Genomic DNA, 25,225 nt, shown 5'->3' with positions numbered 1-25,225 from the left:
AGAAAAAGCCGATGACAAGGCACCGGCTTTCATTGCTGGCTATTGATGCATTTCGCGCTAGAGTGCGTCCACCACCTTGAGGATGGCACTGAGCATATCGCGACCGAAGGCTTGGCTGCGCGCAGGTGACCAGCCAAAGTCTGGATCCGGTTGGTCATTGTGATCTTTAAACGGCATTTCAACCGTGTACGACAAGCAGTTGAAACGCTCACCAATCCAGTTCGAGCCCACGGTTAGATTGGCTTTACCGGGGGCGTCTTTGTCGTAGCCGTGCTCGTCTTGGAACTCTGGCGTCACGGTGAGTAAGGCACGCTTAAATCTGTCCTCTAAATCCGCCATGCGCGCGTCATAAGACGGGATCCCCTCGCAACCGGCAACAAAGTTATACGGAATCGCCTCATCACCGTGGATATCGAGGCACATTTTCACCCCAGTTTGTTCCATGCGCGCACGAACATGATACACCTCAGGGCTGCGCTCAAGCGTAGGAGCTTGCCATTCGCGGTTTAAGTTGGCACCTACTGCATTGGTGCGCAAGTGGCCACGCACACTGCCGTCGGGGTTCATATTCGGCACCACGTAAACGTTGGCCTTTGCCAACAGCGCACGGGCGGTGGTGTCGGTGTCGTCAAGCAATCGGTCGAGCAACCCCTCGATAAACCATTCCGCCATGGTTTCGCCTGGATGTTGGCGGGCAATCAGCCAAATCGGTGTTTTCGGTTGCGCAGACTCACTGAGCTCTGAGCGGATTTTCAGCAGGCTAATATCGCGCCCGTCCAAGGTCTGGCCGAGGGTTTCTAGCTGACATTGCGGATAGGTCTGCGCTTGGTGAATCAAATCCAGGTGGCGTTCATAGCTATACGGCGCGAAGTAGGCGAAATACATCGAACCATGTTGCGGCGTGACTTTAATGGTTAGGGTGTCGCCGTCAAATTCGGTGGGGACGCGGAACCAGGTATCACGGTCGTATGAGGCAACCGCTTGATAATCTTTCCAGCCTTCAGGGTAGGCCGAACCTGCCAGTTGCTGAATATGCAGTGTGTGAGCCTGATTGACTTGCGCCTCTAAGCGAAAGTGAAACCACTGATAAAATTCAGACTGGTTGTCGTTATGAATGGCAAGTTGAATGTTGTTGATGTCGTCATCGTTAACAACGCGAATATTCCCGCTGTCGAACTGGCTAAAAATACGCATAGAGCATCCTTTATCGGTTTGAGAGGCCAGCTGTGTTTGCACCTGAGGGTAAGCCTTTTGTTATTTCCGCTTCTTCTGTTGCCTATTTGAGCAGACAACGGACGTTGACGGATTTATGCTGATTGAATCTCTGTGATTATCTTGCCGTGCCAACGGTGAGCTGGCAAGGTGCTATCTCGATCCAAGCCAATTCTCCAGGCTTTTGAACTCAAAAAGGAGCCATTATGCAGCTTCACGATCAGACGTTACTCAAATCTCAGGCCTTAATTAACGGCAAATGGGTTGATGCCGATAGCCAACAAACCCGCGCAGTGACCAATCCTGCGAACGGAGAGCACTTGGCGACGGTACCCAATATGGGGGCGGAGGAAACCAGCCGCGCCATTGATGCGGCGGATGCGGCGTTACCCGAGTGGCGAGATTTAACCGCCAAAGCGCGGGCTGACGTGCTATATCGCTGGTACGAGCTGATGCTCGAGCATAAAGACGACCTCGCCGCGATCATGACGGCTGAGCAAGGCAAGCCATTGAAAGAAGCGTCGGGAGAGATCCAATATGCGGCGTCGTTTTTACAGTGGTTTGCTGAAGAAGCGAAGCGCGTGTATGGCGCGACCATTCCCGCGGAGCAAGCGGACAAGCGTATTTCAGTGATCAAGCAGCCGATTGGCGTGACTGCGGCGATTACCCCGTGGAACTTTCCGGCGGCGATGATCACCCGTAAAGCGGCCGCCGCCCTGGCGGCAGGGTGTACCATGGTAGTGAAGCCCGCAAGCGATACGCCATTGTCGGCACTGGCGTTAGGGGAGTTAGCGTTACGAGCTGGGGTGCCAGCTGGGGTGATCAGCGTGGTGACTGGGGCGTCGGGCCCCATCGGCGATACCTTATGCGCCGACAGACGCGTCCGTAAGCTCTCGTTTACCGGCTCCACCGAAATCGGCGCACAGCTGATGGAAAAATGCGCCCCAACCATTAAAAAACTATCGCTAGAGCTAGGCGGCAATGCGCCTTTCATTGTGTTTGATGATGCCGATATTGATGCCGCGGTTGAAGGTGCCATCGCGGCGAAGTTTCGTAATGCTGGGCAAACCTGTGTCTGTGTTAACCGCATTTACGTGCAAGCGGGCGTGTATGAAGTCTTTGCAGAAAAGTTTATCCAGGCGGTGAGTCAATTGCAGGTGGGTAAAGGCACCGACGATGGTGTAGACATTGGCCCACTCATTAACAAAGGGGCAATAGAAAAAGTGAATGCCCATCTGGATGATGCCAAGCAAAAAGGCGCTGCGATTGAGCTGGGTGGCGCGTGCCCAGAGCTGGGAGAAAACTACACCCAACCGGCGGTGATTAAATACGCGACCCCAGCGATGCAGATAGCTAAAGAAGAGACCTTCGGCCCCGTGGCCCCGCTATTTTCTTTTGAAGAAGAGGCGGATGCCATCGCCATGGCCAATGATACCGAATTTGGTCTCGCGTCTTACTTTTATGCCAAAGACATTAGCCGCGTGCATCGGGTAGCTGAAGCGTTGGAATACGGCATGGTGGGGATTAACACCGGCCTGATTTCGACCGCGGTCGCGCCCTTTGGTGGGGTGAAGCAATCGGGCCTTGGCCGTGAGGGATCACATTGGGGACTCGATGAATATTTAGAAATGAAGTACTTGTGTTTGGGCCTTTGATAACGTGAGCGATTTGTACCGCCAAGTGTTAAAAATTACTGACACGTAAAGCGGTTCTTACGCGGTTTATGGCAGTCAACTTGCCTCTAACGCCACCAAACTGGTGATAATTCAGGCAAGTTGACTGTTTTTTGGCGGCTTAGTGTATGAATATTTGCATTTGCCCACATCCGCTCTGTTGTTGGCTTTTCATCCGTGGTAAAACTCAAGTAATATGCGTAAGAGAAGTCCAACCGTTGCCTTGGTGCAGCATGTTGGCGAACCAAACCAAGTGGAGATACAAGTTTGATCAATGTGTTCCTTGTAGATGATCACGAGCTGGTTCGCACAGGGATTCGACGTCTTTTAGAAGACGTTCGTGGCATAAAAGTGGTAGGGGAAGCCGACAGCGGTGAAGCTGCACTCAAGTGGTGCCGGCAAAATCACGCCGATATTGTCCTAATGGACATGAATATGCCAGGTATCGGTGGGTTAGAGGCGACACGCAAGTTGCTTCGTTACTCGCCGGACGCCAAGATTATCGTGCTCACGATCCATACAGAAAACCCGTTCCCGACTAAGGTAATGCAAGCGGGCGCCGCGGGTTATTTGACCAAAGGCGCCGGTGCCGATGAAGTGGTGAACGCGATCCGCATGGTCAATAGCGGCCAGCGTTATATTTCACCGGACATTGCCCAGCAAATGGCACTCAGTCAGTTCTCTGCCTCTTCAGATAATCCTTTCAAAGAACTGTCAGAGCGTGAATTGCAGATCATGCTAATGATCACCAAAGGGCAAAAGGTTACCGACATTTCCGAGCAACTTAGCCTGAGCCCGAAAACGGTGAACAGTTACCGTTATCGCTTATTCAGCAAGTTGGGCATTAATGGCGATGTGGAATTGACCCACCTTGCTATCAGGCACGGCATGCTCGACACCGAAACCCTGTAACGCGAAGTAATCCAGGACGAGACCGCGCAGTGCCGAACACCTTCGATGCGAAAAGCTTTCTAAAAACCGTCCCTCACCAGCCTGGCGTTTATCGCATGATGAACGCCGCGGGTGAAATTATCTATGTGGGTAAGGCCAAAGATCTCAGTAAACGCCTCGCCAGCTACTTTCGGGTGCAGGTTTCCAGTGAGAAAACCAAAGCCTTGGTGCGGAACATCGCCGATGTAGAGGTGACGGTGACCCACACCGAAACCGAAGCGCTGATCCTCGAGCACAACCTGATCAAGCAGCACCGCCCTAAATACAATGTATTGCTGCGAGACGACAAGTCTTACCCTTATATCTATCTCAGTGCTCACGAGCATCCACGGCTGGCGATCCACCGCGGCGCGAAAAAGAAAAAGGGCGAATATTTTGGTCCCTTTCCTGATGCCAATGCGGTACGCAAAAGCCTGCACCTGTTGCAGAAAATATTCCCGGTTCGCCAGTGTGAAGACTCGGTGTATGCCAACCGCAGCCGTCCTTGCTTAATGTATCAAATTGGTCGCTGCTCCGGCCCTTGTGTACCAGGGCTGATTAGTGATGACGACTACGCCGAGCAAGTCAATTTTGCCCGTATGTTTTTACAAGGCAAAGACCGCGAAGTGATCGACAGCTTGGTGACCAAGATGGAAACCGCCAGCCAAGAGCTGCAATTTGAAAAGGCGGCGGAATACCGCGACCAAATCCAAGCGTTGCGCCGTGTGCAAGAGCAGCAGTTTGTTTCGCAAGACAGTGACGATGACATCGACGTTATCGGCTTTGCACTAGAAAACGGGGTAGCGTGCATTCATGTGCTCTTTTTGCGTCAGGGTAACGTGCTGGGCAGTCGTAGCCACTTTCCTAAGATGCCGGCAGAAACCGACCCTGGTGAAGTGGTTTCAAGTTTTGTCAGCCAGTTTTACTTGGCGCAAGCGGAAGGGCGCACCATTCCCAGCCATATTTTGATTTCTGACGATATCGGTGATGATCTTGGTTGGCTGTCAACTACCTTGAGTGAAATCGCCGGCCGCAATGTGCGCCTACAAAGCCGTCCGCGCGGGGCCAGAGCCCGCTTTTTGAAGCTGGCCAACACCAATGCGCGCACCGCCCTGACCAGCAAAATCAACCATCGGATGACCATCCAGAATCGTTATCAAGCGCTGCAAGAAACCTTAGGCTTAGAGCCGGTTAAGCGCATGGAGTGCTTTGATATCAGCCACACCATGGGCGAGAAAACGGTCGCCTCTTGCGTGGTGTTCAACCAAGACGGGCCGCTGAAAAAAGAGTATCGCCGTTACAACATTGAAGGGATCACCGGCGGTGATGATTATGCTGCGATGGCGCAGGTACTGACGCGCCGTTATAGCAAACAAGTCGAGCCAGAAAAAATCCCCGATATCATTGTAATCGATGGGGGGAAGGGCCAGCTCAGCCGTGCTTGGGAGATGCTCGAGCCGCTGATTGCTGATTGGCCGGTTAACCCGCTTATTTTAGGGGTGGCTAAAGGGACCAGCCGTAAGCCTGGGCTTGAAACCTTGATTAAGGTCTCGGGCGAGGAGTTTTCGCTGCCCGCCGACTCGCCGGCGTTGCACCTTATTCAGCATATTCGCGATGAGAGCCACGATCATGCCATTGCCGGACACCGCGCGGCACGGGGCAAAGCACGCAAGCAAAGTGTGCTCACCCAAATTGATGGTGTGGGCCCCAAACGTCGCCAGGCCTTGCTGAAATACTTGGGCGGGATTCAAGAGCTGAAAAACGCCAGTGTCGAAGAAATCGCCAAGGTGCCCGGGATCAGTGCCACATTAGCAGAGAAAATTCATTCCTCATTGCAAGGTTAGTGGCAATGGGGCACCATAACCCAGTTAATCCTAAAATAAAAAGCTGAGCATGCGTCTAAATATACCTACCATTTTGACCTTTTTGCGCATTGCGCTTATTCCGGTCTTTGTTATTGCCTACTATTTGCCTTATGCCTGGGCACCATTTGCGGCGGCATTGATTTTTGTGATTGCTGGCGCCACCGATTGGCTGGATGGCTATTTAGCGCGTCGCTTAAAGCAATCGACCCGTTTTGGTGCCTTTTTAGATCCCGTCGCCGACAAAGTGATGGTGGCAATTGCGATGGTGCTGATTGTTGAGCACTACGCCTCTATTTGGATCACCATTCCCGCGGCAACCATGATTGCGCGTGAGGTGATTATTTCAGCCCTGCGAGAGTGGATGGCAGAAATCGGCAAACGTGCCAGCGTCGCGGTCTCTTGGGTGGGGAAATTTAAAACCGGCTCACAAATGTTCGCCCTGACCATGCTGCTTTGGCATGGCGCGCCTTGGATTGAATGGTTAGGTTACATCGCGCTATATGCCGCGGCAGGCCTGACCTATTGGTCGATGTATCAGTATATGATGGCAGCCAAAGACGACTTGCTTGCCGACCCAGAAGATGAATAAACCGGGCACTGAGCAAACGCATTCACACCGGTGACCTATCAATAAAAACGCAGCCACTCTTTGGGCTGCGTTTTTTGTTTGCTGCTGGTGGCAGCGCGAAAGCACCTGCCTATTTGGCGTCGCGCTTAAGCTAAGCGTTCGGCTTAGCGCTTGGGAATGGTCAGCACAAAGGCCGCGCCTTGCAGCGGAGAGTCGCTGGCGTGGATGTTGCCATCGTAACTGGCAATGATTTCATCGCACACCGCTAACCCGATGCCGGTGCCAGGGTTGAGCTGATCGGCACGCACCCCGCGCTGGAATATGCTTTCCCGATATTGTGCTGGTACTCCGGGGCCATCGTCTTCAATCGCCAGTTGCCACACTTCGCCATGATCGTCGAGCCGGATTTGCACCGTTTCAAGGCAAAACCGGTAGGCGTTTTCCAGCAAGTTACCGAGTAACTCCATCAAATCACTGCGGTGCACCGGTAAAGAGGCGCTTTCATCAAACGCTCGCACCACTTTTACCGGTTTATCGCGATAGGCTTTATCTAACATGCCGGTCAGGCTATCGATAGGTGCGGTCAGTGGGCTATCTTCGCGTTTCAGTCCACATTGGCCCACCAATGCGCGTTTGAGCTGATATTGCACCATGTCATCCATCTGGCTGACCTGCTCCAAAATCCGCTTATTTAGCTGCTCGCGCGACAGATGATTATCATCGAGCAGAGCATTGGTGGCGGATAAACGCGTTTTAAGGCTGTGCGCTAAATCATCCATGGCGTGGCGATAACGGGATTTTTGCTTTTCCCGCTGGGTGATCATCCGGTTAAGCGCCTGGGTGACATCTTGCAGCTCGTCAGGGTAGTCGTTATCTAGTGTTTGCTGGCGTGATTCAGTAATTGCGATCAGCTCTTTGGCCAAGCGGCGCAGTGGGGAAAAGCTCCAATGACACGCGGCAACCACCAGTGCCGACGCCGAGACAAACAGCAAGCTGATGTAAAACCACGTCTCAGCTTCTAAATCGGCTAACTGTTGTTTTTGTTTGTCCACGTTACGCAGCACAAACAATCGGTTCTCGCTATCACCGGGTTGTTTTTCTGATGAAAGCCGTTGCGCCACCACGTTAAAACCAGCAATGGAAAGATACTGCGGCTTTTTCGCTTCGTTAGGGATCAGCGTGCAGATATCGTCGATATTAAACGCTTGCACATCGCGCGAGGTCCACAGCGTGTGATTATCGGGCGTACATAGCACCGACATATAATCGCTGCTGGACGGGTCAAGCGATTGGATCCAAGCGGTTAGCTGGTCAGCGCGGATCAGCCCGTCTTTACTGAGCTGCGCCATCACCATCGGAATTTGTGAGGCCAGATCGCGCGAGTAAGCCGCCATTGAATTTTGCTGATACAGCTTATTAATCAAGGCCGCGAGCGCGATCGAGAAAAGCAGAATAATGCCAATCGAGGTGGCGAGCACGCGGGTGCGCAGTCGGGGGCGACATTGGCAAAGGGTAAATTGGCCTAGTTTCATGGTTTACTCAGCTTGGATCTCGAACAGGTAGCCTTGGCCACGCACAGTCGAGATGGGGTTGTCGTGTCCGGTTTGGATCAGCTTTTTACGCAGACGACTGATCATCACCTCAATGGTGTTAGGGTCGCCATCTTGGTCATGATACAGCACATCGAGCAAGCGTTGTTTAGAGATCACTTCGCGACTGTGACGAATCAGGTACTCAAACAAATCATATTCAAAGGCGGTCAGCTCCAGTGCTTGGCCATTGACGGTAACCGATTTCGCCAACAGATCTAACTCGATATCGCCAGCGGTGATAGTGGGCTTCACAAAACCCGCACTGCGGCGTACTAATGCGTTTAGTCGTGCGACTAGTTCCGGTTTTTGAAACGGCTTTACCAAATAATCATCGGCACCGGCATCTAAGCCCGTGACTTTATCTTGCCAATTGGCGCGCGCTGTGAGGACCAAAATCGGCAGGCGTAGCCCTTTGGCGCGAATATCTCGAATAAGGCTAATGCCATCTTGATCGGGCAAACCGAGGTCAACAATGGCAATATCATTGGGGTATTGGTCAGCGTAGTAAAGCCCTTCGCTGGCAGTGCTGGCACAGCGAACATGGTGGCCGAGTTCACTGAGTTCGGTGTTCAGGTGATGACTTAAAATCGAGTCATCTTCAATAATAAGAACCTGCATAAAAGCCCCTGTAAAACAAAAAAGCGCCCGAGGTGGACGCCTTTATTATAGGTTTAATAAACTGAATTTTGGCTGACTCAGCGACCGTCTCCGGCGTGACGTTACACCAAAATAATCATCAAGGTGCCGGCCAAGGTCAAAATAACGTTGGCAATCGCGTAAGTGCCCGCATAGCCCAAGGCAGGAATGGTGCTGCGAGCATGCTCGTTGATCATATCCATCGCCGGCGCACAGGTTCTTGCCCCGATGATTGCGCCAAACAAGAGCGCGCGGTTCATTTTAAGCACATAGGCCCCCACCAGATAAGCAATAATCACGGGGATCACGCTAATCACAATGCTGGCCAGGATCACCGAAAAGCCCATGTCCGCGATGTAATCAAACAGCCGGCTACCGGCACTCAGTCCAATGCCAGCCATAAAGGTCATCAGGCCGAGATCTTTCACCATATTCAGCGCCCCTTGGGGCACATAGCCGAAAGTGGGGTGGTTGGCACGTAAAAAGCCGAGGCTGATCCCCGCCAACAGCAAGCCAGCGGCATTACCCAGGCCAAAGGTCACTTGGCCGAAGGTGAGGGTGATCATCCCTAAGCCCAGCCCCAAAATAAAGAAGCAGCAAAAGGCGAGCAAATCCGACATCTGGCTATGAATCGAAATAAAGCCGATGCGGTCGGCCAAGCCTTTTACGCGGCTTTTCTCACCACTGATTTGCAGCACATCGCCTTTGTTGAGGATAATTCCTTGGTCCATCGGCATCTCAACCTGAGCGCGCACCACTCGGTTTAAAAAGCAACCGTATTCCGACAGGTTTAAATCCGACAGCTTTTTCTGCGCCACGCTGTCATTTTTCACCACGATTTCTTCCTCGACAATACGCAAGTCGAGCAGATCGCGGTCAAACACTTCTTTACCGTTACGAAAGCTGGGGTCCAGCCGCGCATGGCTGTCGGGATAGCCCACCAAGGCAATCTCGTCGCCTTGCTGCAAAATGGCGTCCCCATCAGGGTTAGCCAAAATGCCGTTACGGCGAATACGCTCGATATAACAGCCGGTTTGGCGATAAATACCCAGCTCTCGCAAGTTGCGGCCATCAATCCAATCGATCAATTCAGGCCCCACCCGATAGGCGCGAATAATGGGTAAATAGACCTTACGCTGTGATTCACTGCCCAAGCCGCGCTCAATCGCAATCTGTTGGGCGGAGTGCTCAAGGTTATGGCGCTGCAACTTCGGCATCAATTTCGCCAGCACAATCAAGCTCACCAGGCCGGTGAGGTAGGCCATGGCATAGCCGACACTGAGGTTATCAATCATCATCCCCAGTTGTTCGCCTTCCGCGCCGGTTAAGCCGGAGTTAAGCGCATCTTTCGCGCCTACCAATACCGGGGTGGCGGTAAGCGCGCCGGCCATCATCCCGGTGGCAATGCTGATATCTAGCCCCAAATGGTTTTGAAAGAACAGGGTTAAGCCAATGGCGCTGAGTAACACCGCTAAGGCAAGCAATAGGTATGATTTTCCGTCACGGAAAAAGACGCCAAAAAAGTTAGGCCCCGCCTCAATCCCCACGCAGTAGATAAACAGCATAAAGCCGATGCTGAGGGTATCAGGCGAGAAGGTGAACCCCGCGTTGCCAAAAATGATCGCGGTAAACAACACGCCGATGGATCCGCCGAGTTGCACACTACCAATTTTGATCTTTCCGACCGCGAGGCCGAGGGCGAGAACCACAAAAAGGAGTAAAATATCGTTTTGGAGCAGGAGGTTATTGACGTCTATATTCACAGCACAAATGTCCGACAGAGCGTGCAGGGGGTTAATGTGGTGAAAATTATACCAACCTTAATCACACTTTGTTGTACAAATTTAGTGAAATAATCATTAATTTTGCGTAAAAAAAGACCAGTTGCACGCTTTTTGGAAGCATCCACAAAAAATGGCAGCCCCGACTGGCTTTTTAGACGCACCAACACGCCCGCAAGATCTCGGCCAAATCCTCGAAGCAATCTCACAGAATTAGCGCTAGCTAACATTTTAGACATGAGGGAATGAAAAGCTAACAAGGTATTTGATAGGCTATTGCCACAATCGACATTTTTTAGGGCCTGTTGGATGTCGCAAACCGGCGGGAGGTAGCGTGCGGAAATACTGGATAGAGAACCAGCTTACCGCCTCGAGCACCGCTATGGCATGCACGTTTTGTCATCATGCATTCACGCTTTCTCAGTAAAAGAAACTATAAATGCAATATAATCAATGCATTATAAATGTAAGTGCAGTGATAATGTGCACGCCTTACCAGTGATAGACGGCATGCACACTTTCTCGGGAAAGAGACAGACACCAAAAGCGAAAAATCATTTAATAACAGAAAGTTAAGAAAGAAAAGACGCGTGTAACGGTTTTGGGAAAGTGAGCGTGCGCTAATACATTATTATGAAGCAAACTGAAATCAAACAAGTAAAGCAGTCAACTTACCGAGGAATATATGGCATTTGATTATGGATCTAAGGGGCTGGGTATATCAAACCCGTTTAAAAAAGAAGGGTTGATAAGACTAACTAAGGGGGTATTGCAAACATTAATCGGAGCTTACGCCATTTATGAGGGTGTTTCTGAAGTAAAAATTAGCATGGTTTACGCTTGGGCAATGGTTGGCACTGGTGCATTCATCCTTGGTGGCGGTCTGAAATCAATGGGTTCCGGCTTAATGGCTACGCTGCGATTTTTTGTGGGGCGGAATATGCCAACATCACTGGCATATAACCACGCGCCATCTGAACGTGAGACCGCATCCCAGGAAGCCAATATTGTCGGCTACACGCGCTCAACTCTTTACGAAATGCTGATGGGACGTAAGAACGAAACATTCAGTGAGCCGGTAGGTCTCGTTGCCCGCCTAATTCATTCCATATTTCCGCGATTGCTTTTCCTGCCGGCACCTATCCGCAACTTGGCTCAACGTATCGTTAAGTCATGGTTGTCGACTGCAACATGGGTCTTGTCATACCTGATCGTTACCTTTGTTTGCGTCACAGGTCTTGCTGGAGAGGCTGGTGCTGTTATCCAGCAGCTTTACCTGTTTGTGTTGCTGATTGCTTTGATGGCAGTATGGAGTGGTCAAGCTGATCCTATTGAACGCTCAGGTTCCCAAAAGGTAGAAGTCTCCGGTTCTGGCTCTATTGTAGGCGTAGTAATCATGTCTCTAGTGTTCCCGATTACATTGGGCTACGGGATAAACCTAGTTACTGACACCCTTGACGCTGAAGATATAGCACTAATCAATCTGATGTGGAGTGGCGTCGAGTCAATCAGCTCAACCGGTTTGATTCTATTTGTACTTACTATTGCGTCTTTATCGTGTGGCTTACTTCTTTACCTAGTATATGCACGTACTACAGCAGTCGATCCTAAGACAGAAGTGTCGGAACTTAAAGAAAACTGGCAAGAATCAGTGCATCCCCGCGAAATTTTCACAAACCTTGAAAATATAGTTATGGCTGACCGACGCTATAAAGAAGTGCCTAACCGTGTCTACGAAGCTCTTGATCCATCTCTTGAACAGGAATCGGCTGACAAGGGTTCCTTCAAGGGAGCGTTGATGCAAGAAACGCAACCGGTATATAAGCCGATGGAGCTAGGCAGTCGTTTTACGAGCATACGCATCTTAACCGCAATCAGTGGTGCAGTCCTTGCAATTTTCGCTACTATACTTTTCTACAGCTCTGCCTCTACAGCTGCTACGCTTGCAGAGTGGTTTACAGCAGCTTCTAACAAACCATCAATCGACGAGTTAAGTAGCAACGTTGTTAGCCCAGTTGTTTACATCGTTCAAATGCTTGCCGTCGCATCGATCATTAGTAACTTTGGCAAAATGTTGACCAATGGTGCTCACGTATTTTTTGCAGAGCTTAATTTTGAGTCCTTACTTGTCGATTTCAAGGCTGAAGGTACTTTCACGGAATCCAAGCTGAGTACTGGCATGTCGATCCACGACTCGACCCGTTCTGAAAACACCTTGGTACGTTCCAGTATAACTCCTTGGGTAATGGTTTCTCGTTTGGTAACGTGTACATATGCTGGTGTAGGCCAAAAAAACCTAGAGTACACTCGTACCATTCTTGAAATGCATGAAGCTCCCAATGAGCTGATCAGTATCAAAAATGATCTTCAGGCGTTCCTCGAAGGCCGCGAAGCTGTCGCAACAATTCGAAATGAAAAAGAGTTGAGTTCAATTGCTGGCATTAACAAGTTGAATGAGCAGGCTCGCGTCTCTAATGCTACAGCATTAAGTAACGTCGGCAACCTTGAAGCCCCTGATGGCTCTAAAAAATTAGAAGAAGTCGCCTCGGACGAAGAGGCTGGCGCATTAAGATCCAGAGAGGAAGGTGAAAGCTAATAAGGACTGGCTGCGCGCACAATCAAGCCAGGCAGAGGGACTCCTAGAGTTTCTCGCTCCCACGCTCGTGAATGGGAAATACTAGATAGATAACCAGCCTATCGGTGGGAAGCATGCCAATTAAGCGCACGCTTTGCCGATGCTCATTCACACTATCTCAGACCGCGAAAACAAAGTAAGCAATATCAATAGGCCATGGGAGTAGGTGTGGCGATAGTGTGAATGCGTCACCAGAGGTAGGCGGCGTGCACACTTTTTTCTCGTTCCCACGCTCCTGCGTGGGAATGCATATCTAGCTCTTTCTATTATTCAAACACAAACAGCACCATAACCAGTATGACATTATACTGCCTAGGGCATTGAACTGGCTTTTTCGCCAAAGGTGACGCTGTCCGCTAGTGTTAGAGCAGGGGTCAAGTGCGATTCGGTGACTTTATGGTGAACCCTGCCTGTGATTCAAAATTCGTATACATTCCCACGCAGGAGCGTGGGAACGAGTTATACCAAAAATGGTTTGTTCGTGGCGTGGTTTTAAATTCCTCTAATCCTAAAACTGTGGTGGCATAGATGGCGGCTTTGTCGGTTGGAATGGGCTCAAGCAGCGATGAGCTATTTCTTGTCGCGGCGGTGCTGACTTGTATGTTGGTCGGCTTTTTGGTGAATGGGATGTACTCCCTGTTGTTTTCAATCAACGGCGTGATGAACGTCTACCAAAAAGTGGCGCATTGGGTCGAGCGAGTAGTGGCTGGGATCTTTGCTCTGGCAGGATTAGGATTGCTGCGCCCCGCCTTTAGCCGCAATCCTGCGTGAGGCTTTACCTCAACCTAACTTGAGGGGTTAATCTGGTGCCATTCACATAAGGAGTCGACGATGACATCAGCAACCATGATTGAACAGTATTTACACCGCCTCGCGTTGAGTGAGGCGAAGGGCGCGGCACTGGTCACTGAGTTTATTGAAAAGCACTTGGCGCGGTATGCGTTTTCTAGCCTTAATGCCATGGCGGGGCAGCCGCTTTCTTTACAGACGGATGCCTTGTTTGAACGGTTGGTGGTGAACCAACAAGGTGGCTATTGCTTTGAGCACAATAAAATTGCCTACCTTGCCCTGAAACATTTGGGGTTTAAGGTGCGCAGTGTGCTAGCGCGGGTGATGCTTAATGTTAAGCCCACCAATCCACGCACCCACCGCATGAATGTGCTTGAGCTCGATGGCGAAACCTATCTAGTGGACGTTGGTTTTGGCGACAAAACACCGCGCGGGTTAGTCAATATTAACCGTAGCACCTGCACTATTGGACAGGACAACTACCAAATCACGCGCAATGGTGAGGTGGTGACGGTGGTATTACACGAGCCCGACCAACCGCCATTAACACTGTACGAGGTTGAACTTTATGATGTGGTAGAAGCCGACTTTGACGTGGCGCACTTCTATTCTCATCAGCACCCTGAAGCCATTTTCGTCAATAACCTCGTGGTGTCGTTGATCACCGCCTCACACCGCTATTTGATTCGTAATCAGCAGTTTTTGGTCTGGGATGCGGCAGGGCAACTTATTACCGATAAAAGTATCGATAGCGTCGAGGAGTTAACCCAGTTGGTTCATGAGGTGTTTTTATTGCAACCGCCCAAAGCGGTGTTGGAAACTGCGTTTGCACTGGTGACGGCCAACGCGGCGGCTTGAGTGAGCGGGTGTTCACGCCGTATTAATATTCAACATCGCTTGGTCTATCAAGTCCTCGAGGATGAACAGATGGTGAAAGTGCGCTGGAGCCATTATGAGTAGTGGCTGTCATCGGTCTTTATTGGCTGCTTTGTTGATTGTGTTGTTCTCTGGGCTGTGCACTATGTTTGGAACGCGATAATAATCAAYTTCTCTCATCACACGTTAGCAATATGCACTACGCTAAAATTACAACTGACTAAAATTTAAAGAGAAAGCTGAGCTGGCTGATAATAGCGAGCGGGTGATTGTACACCGTTGAGTGAATGAGCAAGGAATGTATATGTCTGTTTTAGATAAAGTTTTATATGTCGAGGATGACCCTGATATACGCGAAATTGCTACTCTCGCATTAGAGGATGTGGGCGGCCTCACTCTCAAAACCTGTGAGTCTGGTGAGCGAGCCTTGCAGGAAGTGGAAGGCTTTAAGCCGCAACTCATACTGCTCGACGTCATGATGCCGAATATGGATGGACCCGAAACTCTCACTGCGATGCGGGAACGAGGGTTCGTTGATGACTCGGTACTGGTTCTTTTTATGACCGCGAAAGTTCATCCGGAAGAGGTAGCTCGCTATAAAGCGTTAGGCGTGAGTCAGGTTATCTCTAAGCCTTTCGACCCTATGACATTGGCTGACGAAATTAAGGCGTTTTGGGACGAATTCAATGAATGATAACAAAAAGAACAACGAAACCGATGAGCGACTAGAAAGGCTTAAAGAGGCGTATGCAAAAAGGTTGTCGTCTGAATTTAAACAGCTCCATGCCATCAATGAAAAGATAGTATCAGGCCATGATGATCAGGAAACCTTAAAAGCGTTGCACGCGGGGTTGCACACGATAGCAGGCGCGGCAGGAACATTTGGCTTTCCTAGTCTTGGGGAGGCAGCTCGCCAGTTCGAGCAACAAGTTGGCAATCGCTTATCTCAAGTTGAACAGCAAGCCAGTTTACCTGATGATTGGATCGAGGCGCTTGAGTTAGCGCATAACAAAGACAGTCTCTCAGTAAATCAGAGCACCACAACAATACAGCAGCCGGTCATGGAAGGAGCGCCTGTTATCGGCTTGGTCGAGCGCGATAATATTTTGGCTGAATACGCCCGATCCCAGTTTGCTCGTTTTGGCTTCCAGGTGCATTGGGTCAAAGAAGCAGACGAAGTAAATCAATTAACCAGTCATGCACCGGACTTAATGCTGGTTGACCATCATGCCATTAAGAATGACGCGCCTGATACCAATTTAGCGGATGTATGGAAAATCAAGCTGCGAGACTTTAAATGTCCAATCTTCTTCATTGGCGCGGAAGAAAGTTATAAAGCCAGGCTGCAAGCATTACGCGCAGGAGGCTCAGGTTATTATACCAAGCCGTTGGACATGTCTACACTCGCGTCCAAGTTTGCGTACATGCTCGGGCACAATGATAAAGAGCCTGGGCGAGTTATGATTATTGATCAAGACGCCGCTTTAGTCTCGCAATGCCAATCTGTTTTAGAAAACGCAAACATGCACATCGAGGTAGTGTCGAATCCCGAACAAACCTTTGAATGTATCAGCGAGTTCAACCCTGAAGTTATTCTCATTGGCGTCTGGTTATCTCAGGTTACGGGTGCAGAATTGGCCACTTTGCTGGCGCAGACAGAACACTGGGCGCATCTGCCGATTATTTTCCTTTCTCGCGACCCTAATGCAGATTTGCGTCGTCAATCATTGCTGATCGACGGCGATGCCATTCTTGAGGTTCCCGTGGATAAAGCGCTTTTGATGAGCCTTTGTCAGCGGAGGGTCCAGCGCCTTCGGACTTTCAATCGTACCCAGCACCAAGACAGCCTCACAGGTCTATTGAAGCACGCGAGCATCAAAGACGCGTTGCAAAAGCAATGGCAATTGGCACAGCGCCGGTCGCAAGTTTTTAGCGTAGTCATGTTAGATATCGATCATTTTAAAGGCGTCAACGACACCTACGGTCATGCTATTGGCGATCAAGTGATTGCGGCAATTGGCACGCTGGTACGTCAGCACTTTAGAAATACGGATAAGCTTGGCCGTTACGGCGGAGAAGAATTTGCACTCGTATTACCCGATTGCGATATGYACCAAGCAGAGAAACTAGTGAACCAGTTACGCGAAGACTTTGCAGCGGTTAAGTTTAAAGCAAATGATACACCTTTTTCGTGCACGCTTTCCGCTGGTATTGCCGACAATCAGCGTTTTCCGGCAGAAACAGGTGAATCCCTATTGACACTCGCTGATAAAGCCTTATACCGCGCCAAACATGATGGTCGAAATTGTGTGGTACAAGCAGTCATTACTTCTTAACCGCGAATACACGGGAGCTTTTGTATGCGAACGCCACCTGTTCCAGACAACGAAGTGCAGCGTCAACAGGCGTTAGACGAAACCGAGTTGCTTAATAGTGGTGCCGACCCTCGCTTTGATCGCATTACTCGCTTATGCCTTGACTTGTTTTCTGTGCCTATCACGCTGGTGTCACTGATCGATCGTGAGCGACAATACTTTAAGTCTCGTCAGGGGTTAGATGCCTTTGAAACCTCAAGGGATATCTCTTTTTGTGGGCACGCCATTATGGGTAGTGAACCATTGATTATTGAAAACGTGCTAGACGATATGCGTTTTTGTGACAATCCACTTGTCTGTGGGGCGCCAGATATTCGATTTTATGCGGGTATGCCGATTCACAGCAGCGAGGGTTATCGACTGGGCACGCTATGCCTAATTGATAACCAACCAAGGCAGTTTAGTGAAGAAAACGTGGCGCAACTAAAGAACCTTGCTGGCATGGTGGAGGATCTGATTTGGAGCGATACCTATCAGCGGCGTGAGTCAACAGCGTTGCAGAAACAACTGCAGGCTAGCCACGATGAAATGGCATCGCTGATTAATAACATACCAGGCATCACGTTTCGTTGTTTGCCAGATAAAAGCTGGACCATGCTTTACATCAGTAACCAAGTTGACACCATCAGTGGTTATGCCGCCGACGATCTGATAAACAATAAACGTGTTTGTTATGCAGATCTCATTCATCCTGATGATGTTTCATTGGTTGATGACGCTGTTACTAACGCCATGGCCAATAATGAAGGATGGCATATTGAGTACCGTGTTCGGCATCGTACGCTGGGTTTTCGCTGGGTAGAAGAACGAGGTAAATGTATAGACACAGACCCTAGGCATCCACAGGTGCTTGAAGGGTTTATTATCGATATTACTCGAGAGCGCAATGCCCTGACGCAGCTGGAGCGGCATCATCAGGCGTTAGCGGTGCTGACTGACATTGCCTTTTCAAGCCATAGTAGCTTGGATGATAGAATTAATCATGCTTTGGAAGAAGCCAAGCAGTATTTGCGGGCTGAACTGGCGATTGTCAGTGAAACCAAAGACGATGTGTATATAGTTAACTGGATAGTCGGACCTCCAGACTCGGTCATTGATGCAGGACAGCAGTTTGCGTTAAAAGATACTTGGTGCCAGCTGCTCATGTCAGAAAATTCCCGTACATCTGTGACGGAACAGTTTATCGCTGACACCTGCCGTCCGGAATTCTACCAACACCCGTGCTATAAAGCGGCACCGCTAGGCAGTTATGCAGGTGTGGTTATTTATGTCTATGGTCGCCCTTGGGGCACATTGAACGTGTCGTCTTCTCGTGCGCGTTCGGAAGATTACAATGATGGTGAAAAGCTGTTTCTGCGTCTATTGGGCAACTGGTTATCTGATGTACTGACCCAAAATCTGAGCCAGCAACGGCTGACCAAGTTAGCGGCATTGCTACCGGGAACGCTGTACCAATTCCGTCGCTTTCCCGATGGACGGATGATTTTTCCCTATAGCTCCCCTCAAATAGAATCTTTGTACGGCATTACACCAGAGCAGGCCGCTGAAGACGCCACGCCCGCGTTTGAACGTATCCATCCTGGTGATATCGAGGCTATCCAGCAATCCATTGAGCATTCGGCAGACACGTTAGAATATTGGCAAGCGACCTACCAGAGTGATTGTCCAGGAAAGGGGTACCGTTGGATTTCGGGTGAGGCGCAGCCAGAAAAAATGATTGACGGCAGTGTCTTGTGGCATGGTTATTTGCAGGATGTTCACGAACATCACCAAGCACGCTTGGCTCTAGAACAGAGCGAGGCAAGGTTGCGTGGTCTTTTTGACTTCTCTCCGATCGGTATTGCGTTAAATGATTTTGAAACTGGACAATTTCTTGACTTAAATGATGCCCTCATAGCGCCCACAGGTTATACGCGCGAAGAGTTCGTTTCCCTCAGTTATTGGGATGTCACGCCCAAAGAATATGAGCCAGAAGAGAAAAAAGCGCTGGCAAGTATGCAGAACACAGGTCGCTATGGGCCGTTTGAAAAAGAGTACATCCGCAAAGATGGCAGTCGATATCCGGTACGTCTACAAGGCATGCTGAGCACAGAGTTGGACGGAAGAAAGGTGATCTGGTCGCTTGTCGAAGACATTACTGAGCGTAAAAAACTCGACAAAATGAAAGATGAATTTATTGCCACCGTCAGCCATGAACTGCGCACACCATTAACGTCGATCAAAGGCGCGTTAGGGCTCTTGAATGGCGGTGCAACTGGAGATTTACCGCCGAAGGCGAATCAGCTATTGCATACGGCTGAACGGAATGCAACACGTTTAAGCCTACTGATAAACGATTTGTTAGATATGGAAAAGCTTGTCGCAGGAAAAATGCTCATTCAATTAAAAAAACAAGAGCTTGGCCCGCTACTAAATGACGCGATAGAGTCTGTTAAATCCTACCAGCATCAAAACCCGATACAAATACACACCCCGAATAACTGGCCGACGGTGATGGTCAATGTTGACGGAGCAAGATTGATTCAAGCATTAACCAATTTACTGTCCAATGCGATCAAATTCTCCCCTGAGGAAGGGCAGGTGGACGTATCCGTCACAAAAAGCCGTAAAGACGTTGAAATTAGCATCCGAGATTACGGATCCGGCGTGGACAAGGAATTTCAAAACCGACTGTTCCAACGTTTTAGTCAGGCTGACAGCAGTGATAATCGCAAGGTTGCTGGTACAGGACTTGGGCTAGCGATTACGCGGGAGATATGTCAGCAAATGGGCGGTGATGTGGGGTACCGCGATGCTGAGGGTGGCGGGGCATTGTTTTTTATTCAGTTGCAGGTTGAACAATGAGCGTAGTTGCTAAACAGGTGATGGCAACGCTGTTACTGGCCCTTATTGCTGTCGTTGGTAACATGATTAACTTGCCTTTGTTTTTCGGTGTGCATTTTATCTTTGGCTCGGTGGCTGTCATGCTGGCCATAAGATTGATCGGGCTATGGCCAGCCGTGTTCGTCGCGTTAGCTGGCGGTTCTTATACCTGGATACTTTGGGGTCACCCTTACGCGATGCTGGCACTGACATTGGAAGCGTTTGCAGTCAGTTTATTGTATCGCCGCGGCGTAAAAAACTTGGTACTCGCGGATCTCGCTTTTTGGGTAGTGGTGAGTCCGATAGTGCTGATGCCACTCGACGTCATAGTCATCGGGATGGAGGCCAGTTCCGCTATCATGATTGCTCTGAAGCAAGCGCTGAACGGCGTATTCAACGCGCTTATTGCAGGGCTATTGGTGAAACTGCTGATTTGGTATTTCCAGAATGGCACTATCAATTGGTTACCGGCAAAGATACGGCTCCATGCGCTGCTTTTTGATGCCCTGTTGTGCCTGACCCTTATCGCGGGGATGACACCCATCATTATCAACAATCAACATAATATAATAAAAAACGAGCAACGGGTCGCTGACGAACTTAAGCGGGTTGCCGAGGGTGCCGTGGCTCGGCTCAACCAGCAACCCGATCGCTCGCTTGATAGTCAAAAGAGATCATTACGGCCGTCACTGTCTCAAGGTGCGTCTGGTGTGGCGATATTAAGTCGCGAGGGAACACCGACAGTACAGGTCGGTGATTTACACTCTGGTTTACCAGGGGGAGTCCGGCCGCTAACCAGTGCCGATAACCTGTCTATTTGGTTGCCGGCGTCGGGGGATAATTTGGTTAACCGCTGGAAAGCGGGTTTTTATCAGTATCAATTACCAATAGCAGACCGGCCCAACGTGTCCGCGTTACTTATAGAGCGGCCCGCAGCACCACTGATAAAAAACATTGAAAATATGCGTAATCAAAGTTTTACGGTGCTATCGGGTATTGCTTTTTTGAGTATACTCGCGGCCTTTTCGTTGAGCCGAATCCTGATTCAGCCTCTATCACGACTCGATAGGGCAAGCCGTCATTTACCTGAAAAAATACGCTATCAATCGCGTGTTGTGCTGCCTCACAGCCGAGTAGCGGAATATGCTGTCTTGTCGACATCACTGCAAGATATGAGCCATGCGCTTAGCGATAACTTCCGTGAATTGGAGAAAGCTGAGGCGAGTCTTACGGAGGAAGTGCAAAATCGCACCCAAGAACTGGCGAGAACGTCTGATCTATTAAGTAATATATTGGCCGCCTCGACTGAGGTTGCGATTATCGCCACCGACACTAAAGGGGGGATTACCTTATTCAACACCGGCGCTGAAAGACTACTTGGTTATCAGTCCTCAGAGGTCGTCGATAAAGTTAGCCCTGCACTGTTTCATGTGCCTGAAGAGGTGGAAGAAAGAGCTCAGACGTTAACGGACCAGTTGAATCGTCCGATAACCGGGTTCGATACCTTCGTGGCGATTCCGATGTTAGAAGGTGCAGAAACACGTGAATGGTGTTACATCCACAAACAAGGCCATTATATTCCCGTTACGTTGACAGTGACGGCGATATACGACGATCGTCAAACGATTACCGGTTTCCTCGGTATTGCTCAAGATATCACCGAACGTAAACGCCATGAGCAAATGAAGAATGAGTTCATTTCCACGGTTAGTCATGAGTTACGCACGCCACTCACCTCGGTGTCCGGGGCACTGAGTTTGGTGCGAAGTGGACGCCTAGGCGAGATCCCTGATAAAGCCCAAAAAATACTCGACACCGCACATCGTAATAGCGAGCGGTTAACCTTGTTGATCAACGATTTACTCGATATCGAAAAAATAGCGGCCGGCCAGTTGTATTTTGATATGCACGTTCAACCTATTGATTCCATCCTTGAGCAATGCTTAGAAGAAAATAAAGCATACGGTGCAGAGCGACAAGTCGACATTATCTTGAACAGTGAAACGGCGGATGTCGAGGTTCGGGTAGATAAACAAAGATTGAAGCAAGTCATGGCTAATCTGCTATCTAATGCGATCAAGTTCTCGCCTGATGGAGCCACGGTCGTCATCGATTCCATAGTGAATGAAAAGCAAGTTATCGTCAGTGTCAGTGACCAAGGTTGTGGGATTGCTGAAGACTTCCTACCCAAGCTGTTTGAGAAGTTTGCACAAGCTGACAGCACAGATACTCGTCAAAAAGGCGGCACGGGGCTGGGGTTAGCGATTACTCGTGAACTCATTGAGAATATGAATGGAACGATCCACGTTGAATCAACAGAAGGCAAAGGGTCACGTTTTTACTTTCAGCTACCTGTGTATGAAACGGCGAAAATGAAATCGACTGTTCAGGATAGACTGACCGATTCGAGCGTTGTTAATGGGCCAGCTGCGAGTGTTTTGTATGATATTTTGGTCGTGGAGGATGATCCCGACGTTGCTAGCCTGTTAAGAATCATGCTGGAAGATTCGGGATATCGGGTTGAGATCAGTTACGATGGCATGACAGCGTTAAGCGCGTTAGAAGCGAAGCATTATGATTTAATCAGTCTCGATTTAATGCTGCCTGATATTGATGGGCTCGATATTATTCGCCGTATAAGACAGCATGCTGAAACGGCTGATATTCCCATCGTCGTGGTGTCTGCAAAAATGGAGCAGGGGCGTTTAGCGCTCAATGGTGACGTTGAAAATATTGAGTGGTTAGCCAAACCCATAGAGCACAAACAACTTATCAGCTTGGTACAACAACAGTTGCTGAACGCGACACATGCAAAAATTTTGCATGTTGAAGATGATATAGATTTACATCGAATCGTTCAGGCAATGGTCAGTGATTATATGACCATCGATCATGCGCTCACACTGGATCAAGCGCAATCGTTGATAGTGCAACACACGTATGATGCGATCTTGCTGGATATTGGCCTACCCGACGGTGTTGGTTGGAACTTAATCCCGCAGATCAAAGAGGTACAGCCGACAGCGTCGAYCATTGTGTTAACGGGGGAAGAGGTAAGCGCTGCTCGTTATGGTAGTGTGCATGATGTGTTACTGAAAAGGCGACTGACAACGGAAAAGTTAGTCGATATTATCGGTAAGCGCGTTAGGCGTCAGCGCTTGTGCTCAAGCGATGAACCTGTGCGCTAACAGAGAATTTGTCAACGTGACTGAAACACCCGGTGTGCACCAGCATGATTGTGTCCAATGGTGCATGAAAATGTGGCTACAAACAAAAAAGCCAGCGAGAAGCTGGCTTTTTAGCAAGATTGTCGGCGCCTTATTCTTGATACAGGCCGAGGTTTTCTTTGGCGTAGGCTTCAAATTCGGTAAAGCCGCCAACGTGCGCTTGGTCAACAAAGATTTGTGGCACGGTTTCAACTGGCTTGCCGACGGTTTTTTCTAAGTCGGCTTTGCTGATGCCTTCCGCGTGGATATCCACATAGCGGTAGTTGAAATCTTCACGGCTTGTTTTTAGCTCTTCCGCGAGGTCTTTAGCGCGAACACAGAATGGGCAGCCAGGGCGGCCAAAAATTACGACGAACATAGTCATCTCCTTTAGCGTTAATACCACTACTATGCCTGATGTGCGAACGTTAGAAAAGATGAATTTCCCTCTCGCACCAATAGGAAAAACCGATGATAAGCGCCAAGATGTGCCAACGCGTGCGGTGGCGAGCTTTTGGGGTTGGTGGGGAGTAAAGCGCCAGAGCAGGGTGATTGCTTCCATGTGTAGAAAGGTGTACAACCTCTCAATCCCTCTTTAACGGCTCAACGTCAAATAAGGAAGCACAATGAATCCAACGATTGAGACACTTCTTTCTCACCGCTCTATTCGTAAATTTACTCAAGATGCCATTTCTCCCGAGCAATTAACCCAGATTATTGATGCGGCGCGCGCGGCATCCAGCTCAAGTTTCTTGCAGTGCACCAGCATTATCCGTGTGACGGACAAAGAAAAGCGACGCGTGCTGGCGGAATACGCGGGCAACCAAGCGTATGTGTCTGATTGTGCGGAGTTTTTGGTGTGGTGTGCGGACTTTCATCGCCACGAGCAAATCAACCCGAATGCCAAGTTAGGCTTTACCGAGCAGACGCTTATCGGTGCAATTGATGGTGCCATCATGGCGCAAAATGCGATGGTGGCCGCGGAGTCGATGGGCTTTGGCGGCGTATATATCGGCGGCTTGCGCAACCAGCCGGAAAAGGTGGCCGAGTTGTTGGCGATGCCGAATCACGTGATGCCTTTGTTTGGTATGTGCTTGGGTGTGCCGGCGCAAGACCCCGAAACAAAGCCTAAATTGCCCGCACAGCTTTTGGTGCACGAAAACAGCTATCAAGCCATTGATGAGGCGGCGCTAAGCGACTATGACAACCAAGTGCGTGAGTATTATCAAACCCGCACGGGCGGCAATAAAGACATGAGCTGGAGCGAGCAGATCTCCGCGACGCTAGAAAAAGAAGCGCGTCCGTTTATGAAAGACTTTCTGCACAGCAAAGGGTTTAGCACCCGTTAAGAGGGTGTCTAAACGTGATGGATAAAAAAGCAGCGTTTTGCTGCTTTTTTATTATTTATCACCTCGTTTTGTCCAGTTTGCTATCCGATTTGTTGGATTTATTGTCTAATCCTGCCGCTAAGCCCTAAAACCTATTTACATCTGCCCTGTAAACCGTAATATTGCCGCGTTTTTGCGCGTGATAATCACTTTTATCTGACGTTATCCGCGCTCATTTTTAATATTAAATTGTTTTTATACGAAGTAGGGCTCTGATGGAAAACAAACTGGCAAATCCTGCCCCTTTGGGGTTGATGGGTTTCGGCATGACCACGGTATTATTGAACATTCATAATGCGGGTTTTTTCCCCATTGATAGCATGATTTTGGCGATGGGCATTTTTTATGGTGGCTTGGCACAAGTGATTGTCGGCATCATGGAATTCAAAAAGGGCAATACCTTTGGTACCACGGCATTCACTTCTTATGGCCTGTTTTGGCTGACGCTGGTAGGGCTAATTGTCATGCCAGAAATGGGGATCGCTCAACCGAGCCCAGCCGGCTTTATGGGTTGGTACTTGGTGATGTGGGGTGTGTTTACCGGCTTTATGTACATCGGTTCACGTCGTTACTGCCTGGCGAAGCAGTTTGTCTTTGCTAGCTTGACCGTACTTTTCTTCTTGCTGGCGGCACGCGATTTTACCGGCAATGCGCTGATTGGCACCATTGCAGGCTTTGAGGGCATTGTGTGTGGCTTGAGTGCGATTTACTTCGCGATGGCTCAGGTGCTTAACGAAGAATATGGCCGTACCGTGTTGCCTGTTGGCGAGCAAAAAGCAACGCTAGCACCGCAAACCGCTTAAACGCCTGATAGATTGTTGAGATCAAAAAAGCTCG

Annotated in this window: 18 protein-coding genes; 13 read left to right on the top strand and 5 right to left on the bottom strand. The window is 49.6% G+C overall.

Features of this window, described 5'->3' with window-relative positions:
- Positions 1 to 57: 57 nt before the first annotated feature.
- Positions 58 to 1,194 (bottom strand): M14 family metallopeptidase, encoded by a 1,137-nt coding sequence (locus BZG13_RS07360; RefSeq protein ID WP_077486143.1) that lies wholly within the window; start codon positions 1,192 to 1,194, stop codon positions 58 to 60.
- A 224-nt stretch (positions 1,195 to 1,418) separates the two neighbouring features.
- Between BZG13_RS07360 and BZG13_RS07355 the strand changes: the two genes are divergently transcribed.
- The 4 genes from BZG13_RS07355 to pgsA all read left to right on the top strand — a co-directional run bounded on the left by BZG13_RS07355 (position 1,419) and on the right by pgsA (position 6,269).
- On the top strand, positions 1,419 to 2,867 hold the full coding sequence (locus BZG13_RS07355) for an NAD-dependent succinate-semialdehyde dehydrogenase (protein WP_077486142.1): 1,449 nt from the start codon (positions 1,419 to 1,421) through the stop codon (positions 2,865 to 2,867).
- A gap of 285 nt (positions 2,868 to 3,152) precedes the next feature.
- Complete coding sequence (gene uvrY / locus BZG13_RS07350) at positions 3,153 to 3,797, top strand: UvrY/SirA/GacA family response regulator transcription factor (RefSeq protein ID WP_046073101.1); 645 nt, start codon at positions 3,153 to 3,155, stop codon at positions 3,795 to 3,797.
- A gap of 29 nt (positions 3,798 to 3,826) precedes the next feature.
- On the top strand, positions 3,827 to 5,659 hold the full coding sequence (gene uvrC, locus BZG13_RS07345) for an excinuclease ABC subunit UvrC (RefSeq protein ID WP_077486141.1): 1,833 nt from the start codon (positions 3,827 to 3,829) through the stop codon (positions 5,657 to 5,659).
- Positions 5,660 to 5,708: 49 nt separating this feature from the next.
- Positions 5,709 to 6,269: a CDP-diacylglycerol--glycerol-3-phosphate 3-phosphatidyltransferase gene (gene pgsA / locus BZG13_RS07340; RefSeq protein ID WP_077486140.1), complete on the top strand. Its 561-nt coding sequence runs from the start codon at positions 5,709 to 5,711 to the stop codon at positions 6,267 to 6,269.
- A gap of 143 nt (positions 6,270 to 6,412) precedes the next feature.
- Here the strand turns inward: pgsA and BZG13_RS07335 are convergent, their stop codons facing one another.
- The 3 genes from BZG13_RS07335 to BZG13_RS07325 all read right to left on the bottom strand — a co-directional run bounded on the left by BZG13_RS07335 (position 6,413) and on the right by BZG13_RS07325 (position 10,239).
- Positions 6,413 to 7,780, bottom strand: coding sequence for an ATP-binding protein (locus BZG13_RS07335; protein WP_077486139.1), 1,368 nt, complete (start codon positions 7,778 to 7,780; stop codon positions 6,413 to 6,415).
- A 3-nt stretch (positions 7,781 to 7,783) separates the two neighbouring features.
- The gene (locus tag BZG13_RS07330) at positions 7,784 to 8,458 is read right to left on the bottom strand and encodes a response regulator (RefSeq protein WP_046073104.1); all 675 of its coding nucleotides are present in this window, start codon (positions 8,456 to 8,458) and stop codon (positions 7,784 to 7,786) included.
- Positions 8,459 to 8,559: 101 nt separating this feature from the next.
- Complete coding sequence (locus tag BZG13_RS07325; RefSeq protein WP_077486138.1) at positions 8,560 to 10,239, bottom strand: aspartate:alanine antiporter; 1,680 nt, start codon at positions 10,237 to 10,239, stop codon at positions 8,560 to 8,562.
- 703 nt (positions 10,240 to 10,942) lie between these two features.
- Here BZG13_RS07325 and BZG13_RS07315 point away from each other — a divergent pair.
- The 7 genes from BZG13_RS07315 (at position 10,943) to BZG13_RS07280 (ending at position 22,982) form a co-directional block, all read left to right on the top strand.
- On the top strand, positions 10,943 to 12,853 hold the full coding sequence (locus BZG13_RS07315; RefSeq protein ID WP_077486136.1) for a hypothetical protein: 1,911 nt from the start codon (positions 10,943 to 10,945) through the stop codon (positions 12,851 to 12,853).
- A 567-nt stretch (positions 12,854 to 13,420) separates the two neighbouring features.
- Positions 13,421 to 13,663 carry a hypothetical protein gene (locus BZG13_RS07310; RefSeq protein ID WP_077486135.1) on the top strand — a complete coding sequence of 81 codons (243 nt, stop codon included), beginning with the start codon at positions 13,421 to 13,423 and terminating at the stop codon, positions 13,661 to 13,663.
- Positions 13,664 to 13,723: 60 nt separating this feature from the next.
- Positions 13,724 to 14,539, top strand: a complete 816-nt coding sequence (locus BZG13_RS07305; RefSeq protein ID WP_077486134.1) for an arylamine N-acetyltransferase family protein — start codon at positions 13,724 to 13,726, stop codon at positions 14,537 to 14,539.
- 322 nt (positions 14,540 to 14,861) lie between these two features.
- Positions 14,862 to 15,251: a response regulator gene (locus BZG13_RS07295; RefSeq protein ID WP_077486169.1), complete on the top strand. Its 390-nt coding sequence runs from the start codon at positions 14,862 to 14,864 to the stop codon at positions 15,249 to 15,251.
- A complete protein-coding gene (locus BZG13_RS07290) occupies positions 15,244 to 16,893 on the top strand; it encodes a diguanylate cyclase (RefSeq protein ID WP_077486133.1) in 1,650 nt (549 codons plus the stop codon). The genes BZG13_RS07295 and BZG13_RS07290 overlap by 8 nt, the downstream gene beginning before the upstream one ends.
- A 24-nt stretch (positions 16,894 to 16,917) precedes the next feature.
- A complete protein-coding gene (locus BZG13_RS07285; protein ID WP_077486132.1) occupies positions 16,918 to 19,776 on the top strand; it encodes a PAS domain-containing protein in 2,859 nt (952 codons plus the stop codon).
- Positions 19,773 to 22,982, top strand: coding sequence for a response regulator (locus BZG13_RS07280; RefSeq protein WP_077486131.1), 3,210 nt, complete (start codon positions 19,773 to 19,775; stop codon positions 22,980 to 22,982). The genes BZG13_RS07285 and BZG13_RS07280 overlap by 4 nt, the downstream gene beginning before the upstream one ends.
- 130 nt (positions 22,983 to 23,112) lie before the next feature.
- Here the strand turns inward: BZG13_RS07280 and BZG13_RS07275 are convergent, their stop codons facing one another.
- Positions 23,113 to 23,379 (bottom strand): GrxA family glutaredoxin, encoded by a 267-nt coding sequence (locus BZG13_RS07275; protein ID WP_077458277.1) that lies wholly within the window; start codon positions 23,377 to 23,379, stop codon positions 23,113 to 23,115.
- 247 nt (positions 23,380 to 23,626) lie between these two features.
- Between BZG13_RS07275 and nfsA the strand changes: the two genes are divergently transcribed.
- On the top strand, positions 23,627 to 24,349 hold the full coding sequence (nfsA, locus tag BZG13_RS07270) for an oxygen-insensitive NADPH nitroreductase (protein WP_077486129.1): 723 nt from the start codon (positions 23,627 to 23,629) through the stop codon (positions 24,347 to 24,349).
- Positions 24,350 to 24,603: 254 nt separating this feature from the next.
- Entirely contained in the window at positions 24,604 to 25,191 is a 588-nt protein-coding gene (locus BZG13_RS07265) for an acetate uptake transporter (protein WP_077486127.1), read from the top strand.
- Positions 25,192 to 25,225 lie beyond the last annotated feature (34 nt).

This window comes from Salinivibrio sp. ML323 (assembly GCF_001995745.1).
GTDB classification, from domain to species: Bacteria; Pseudomonadota; Gammaproteobacteria; order Enterobacterales; family Vibrionaceae; genus Salinivibrio; species Salinivibrio kushneri.
The sequence above is the reverse complement of the archived record's forward strand: the minus strand, read 5'-3'. Positions and strand labels throughout refer to the sequence as shown.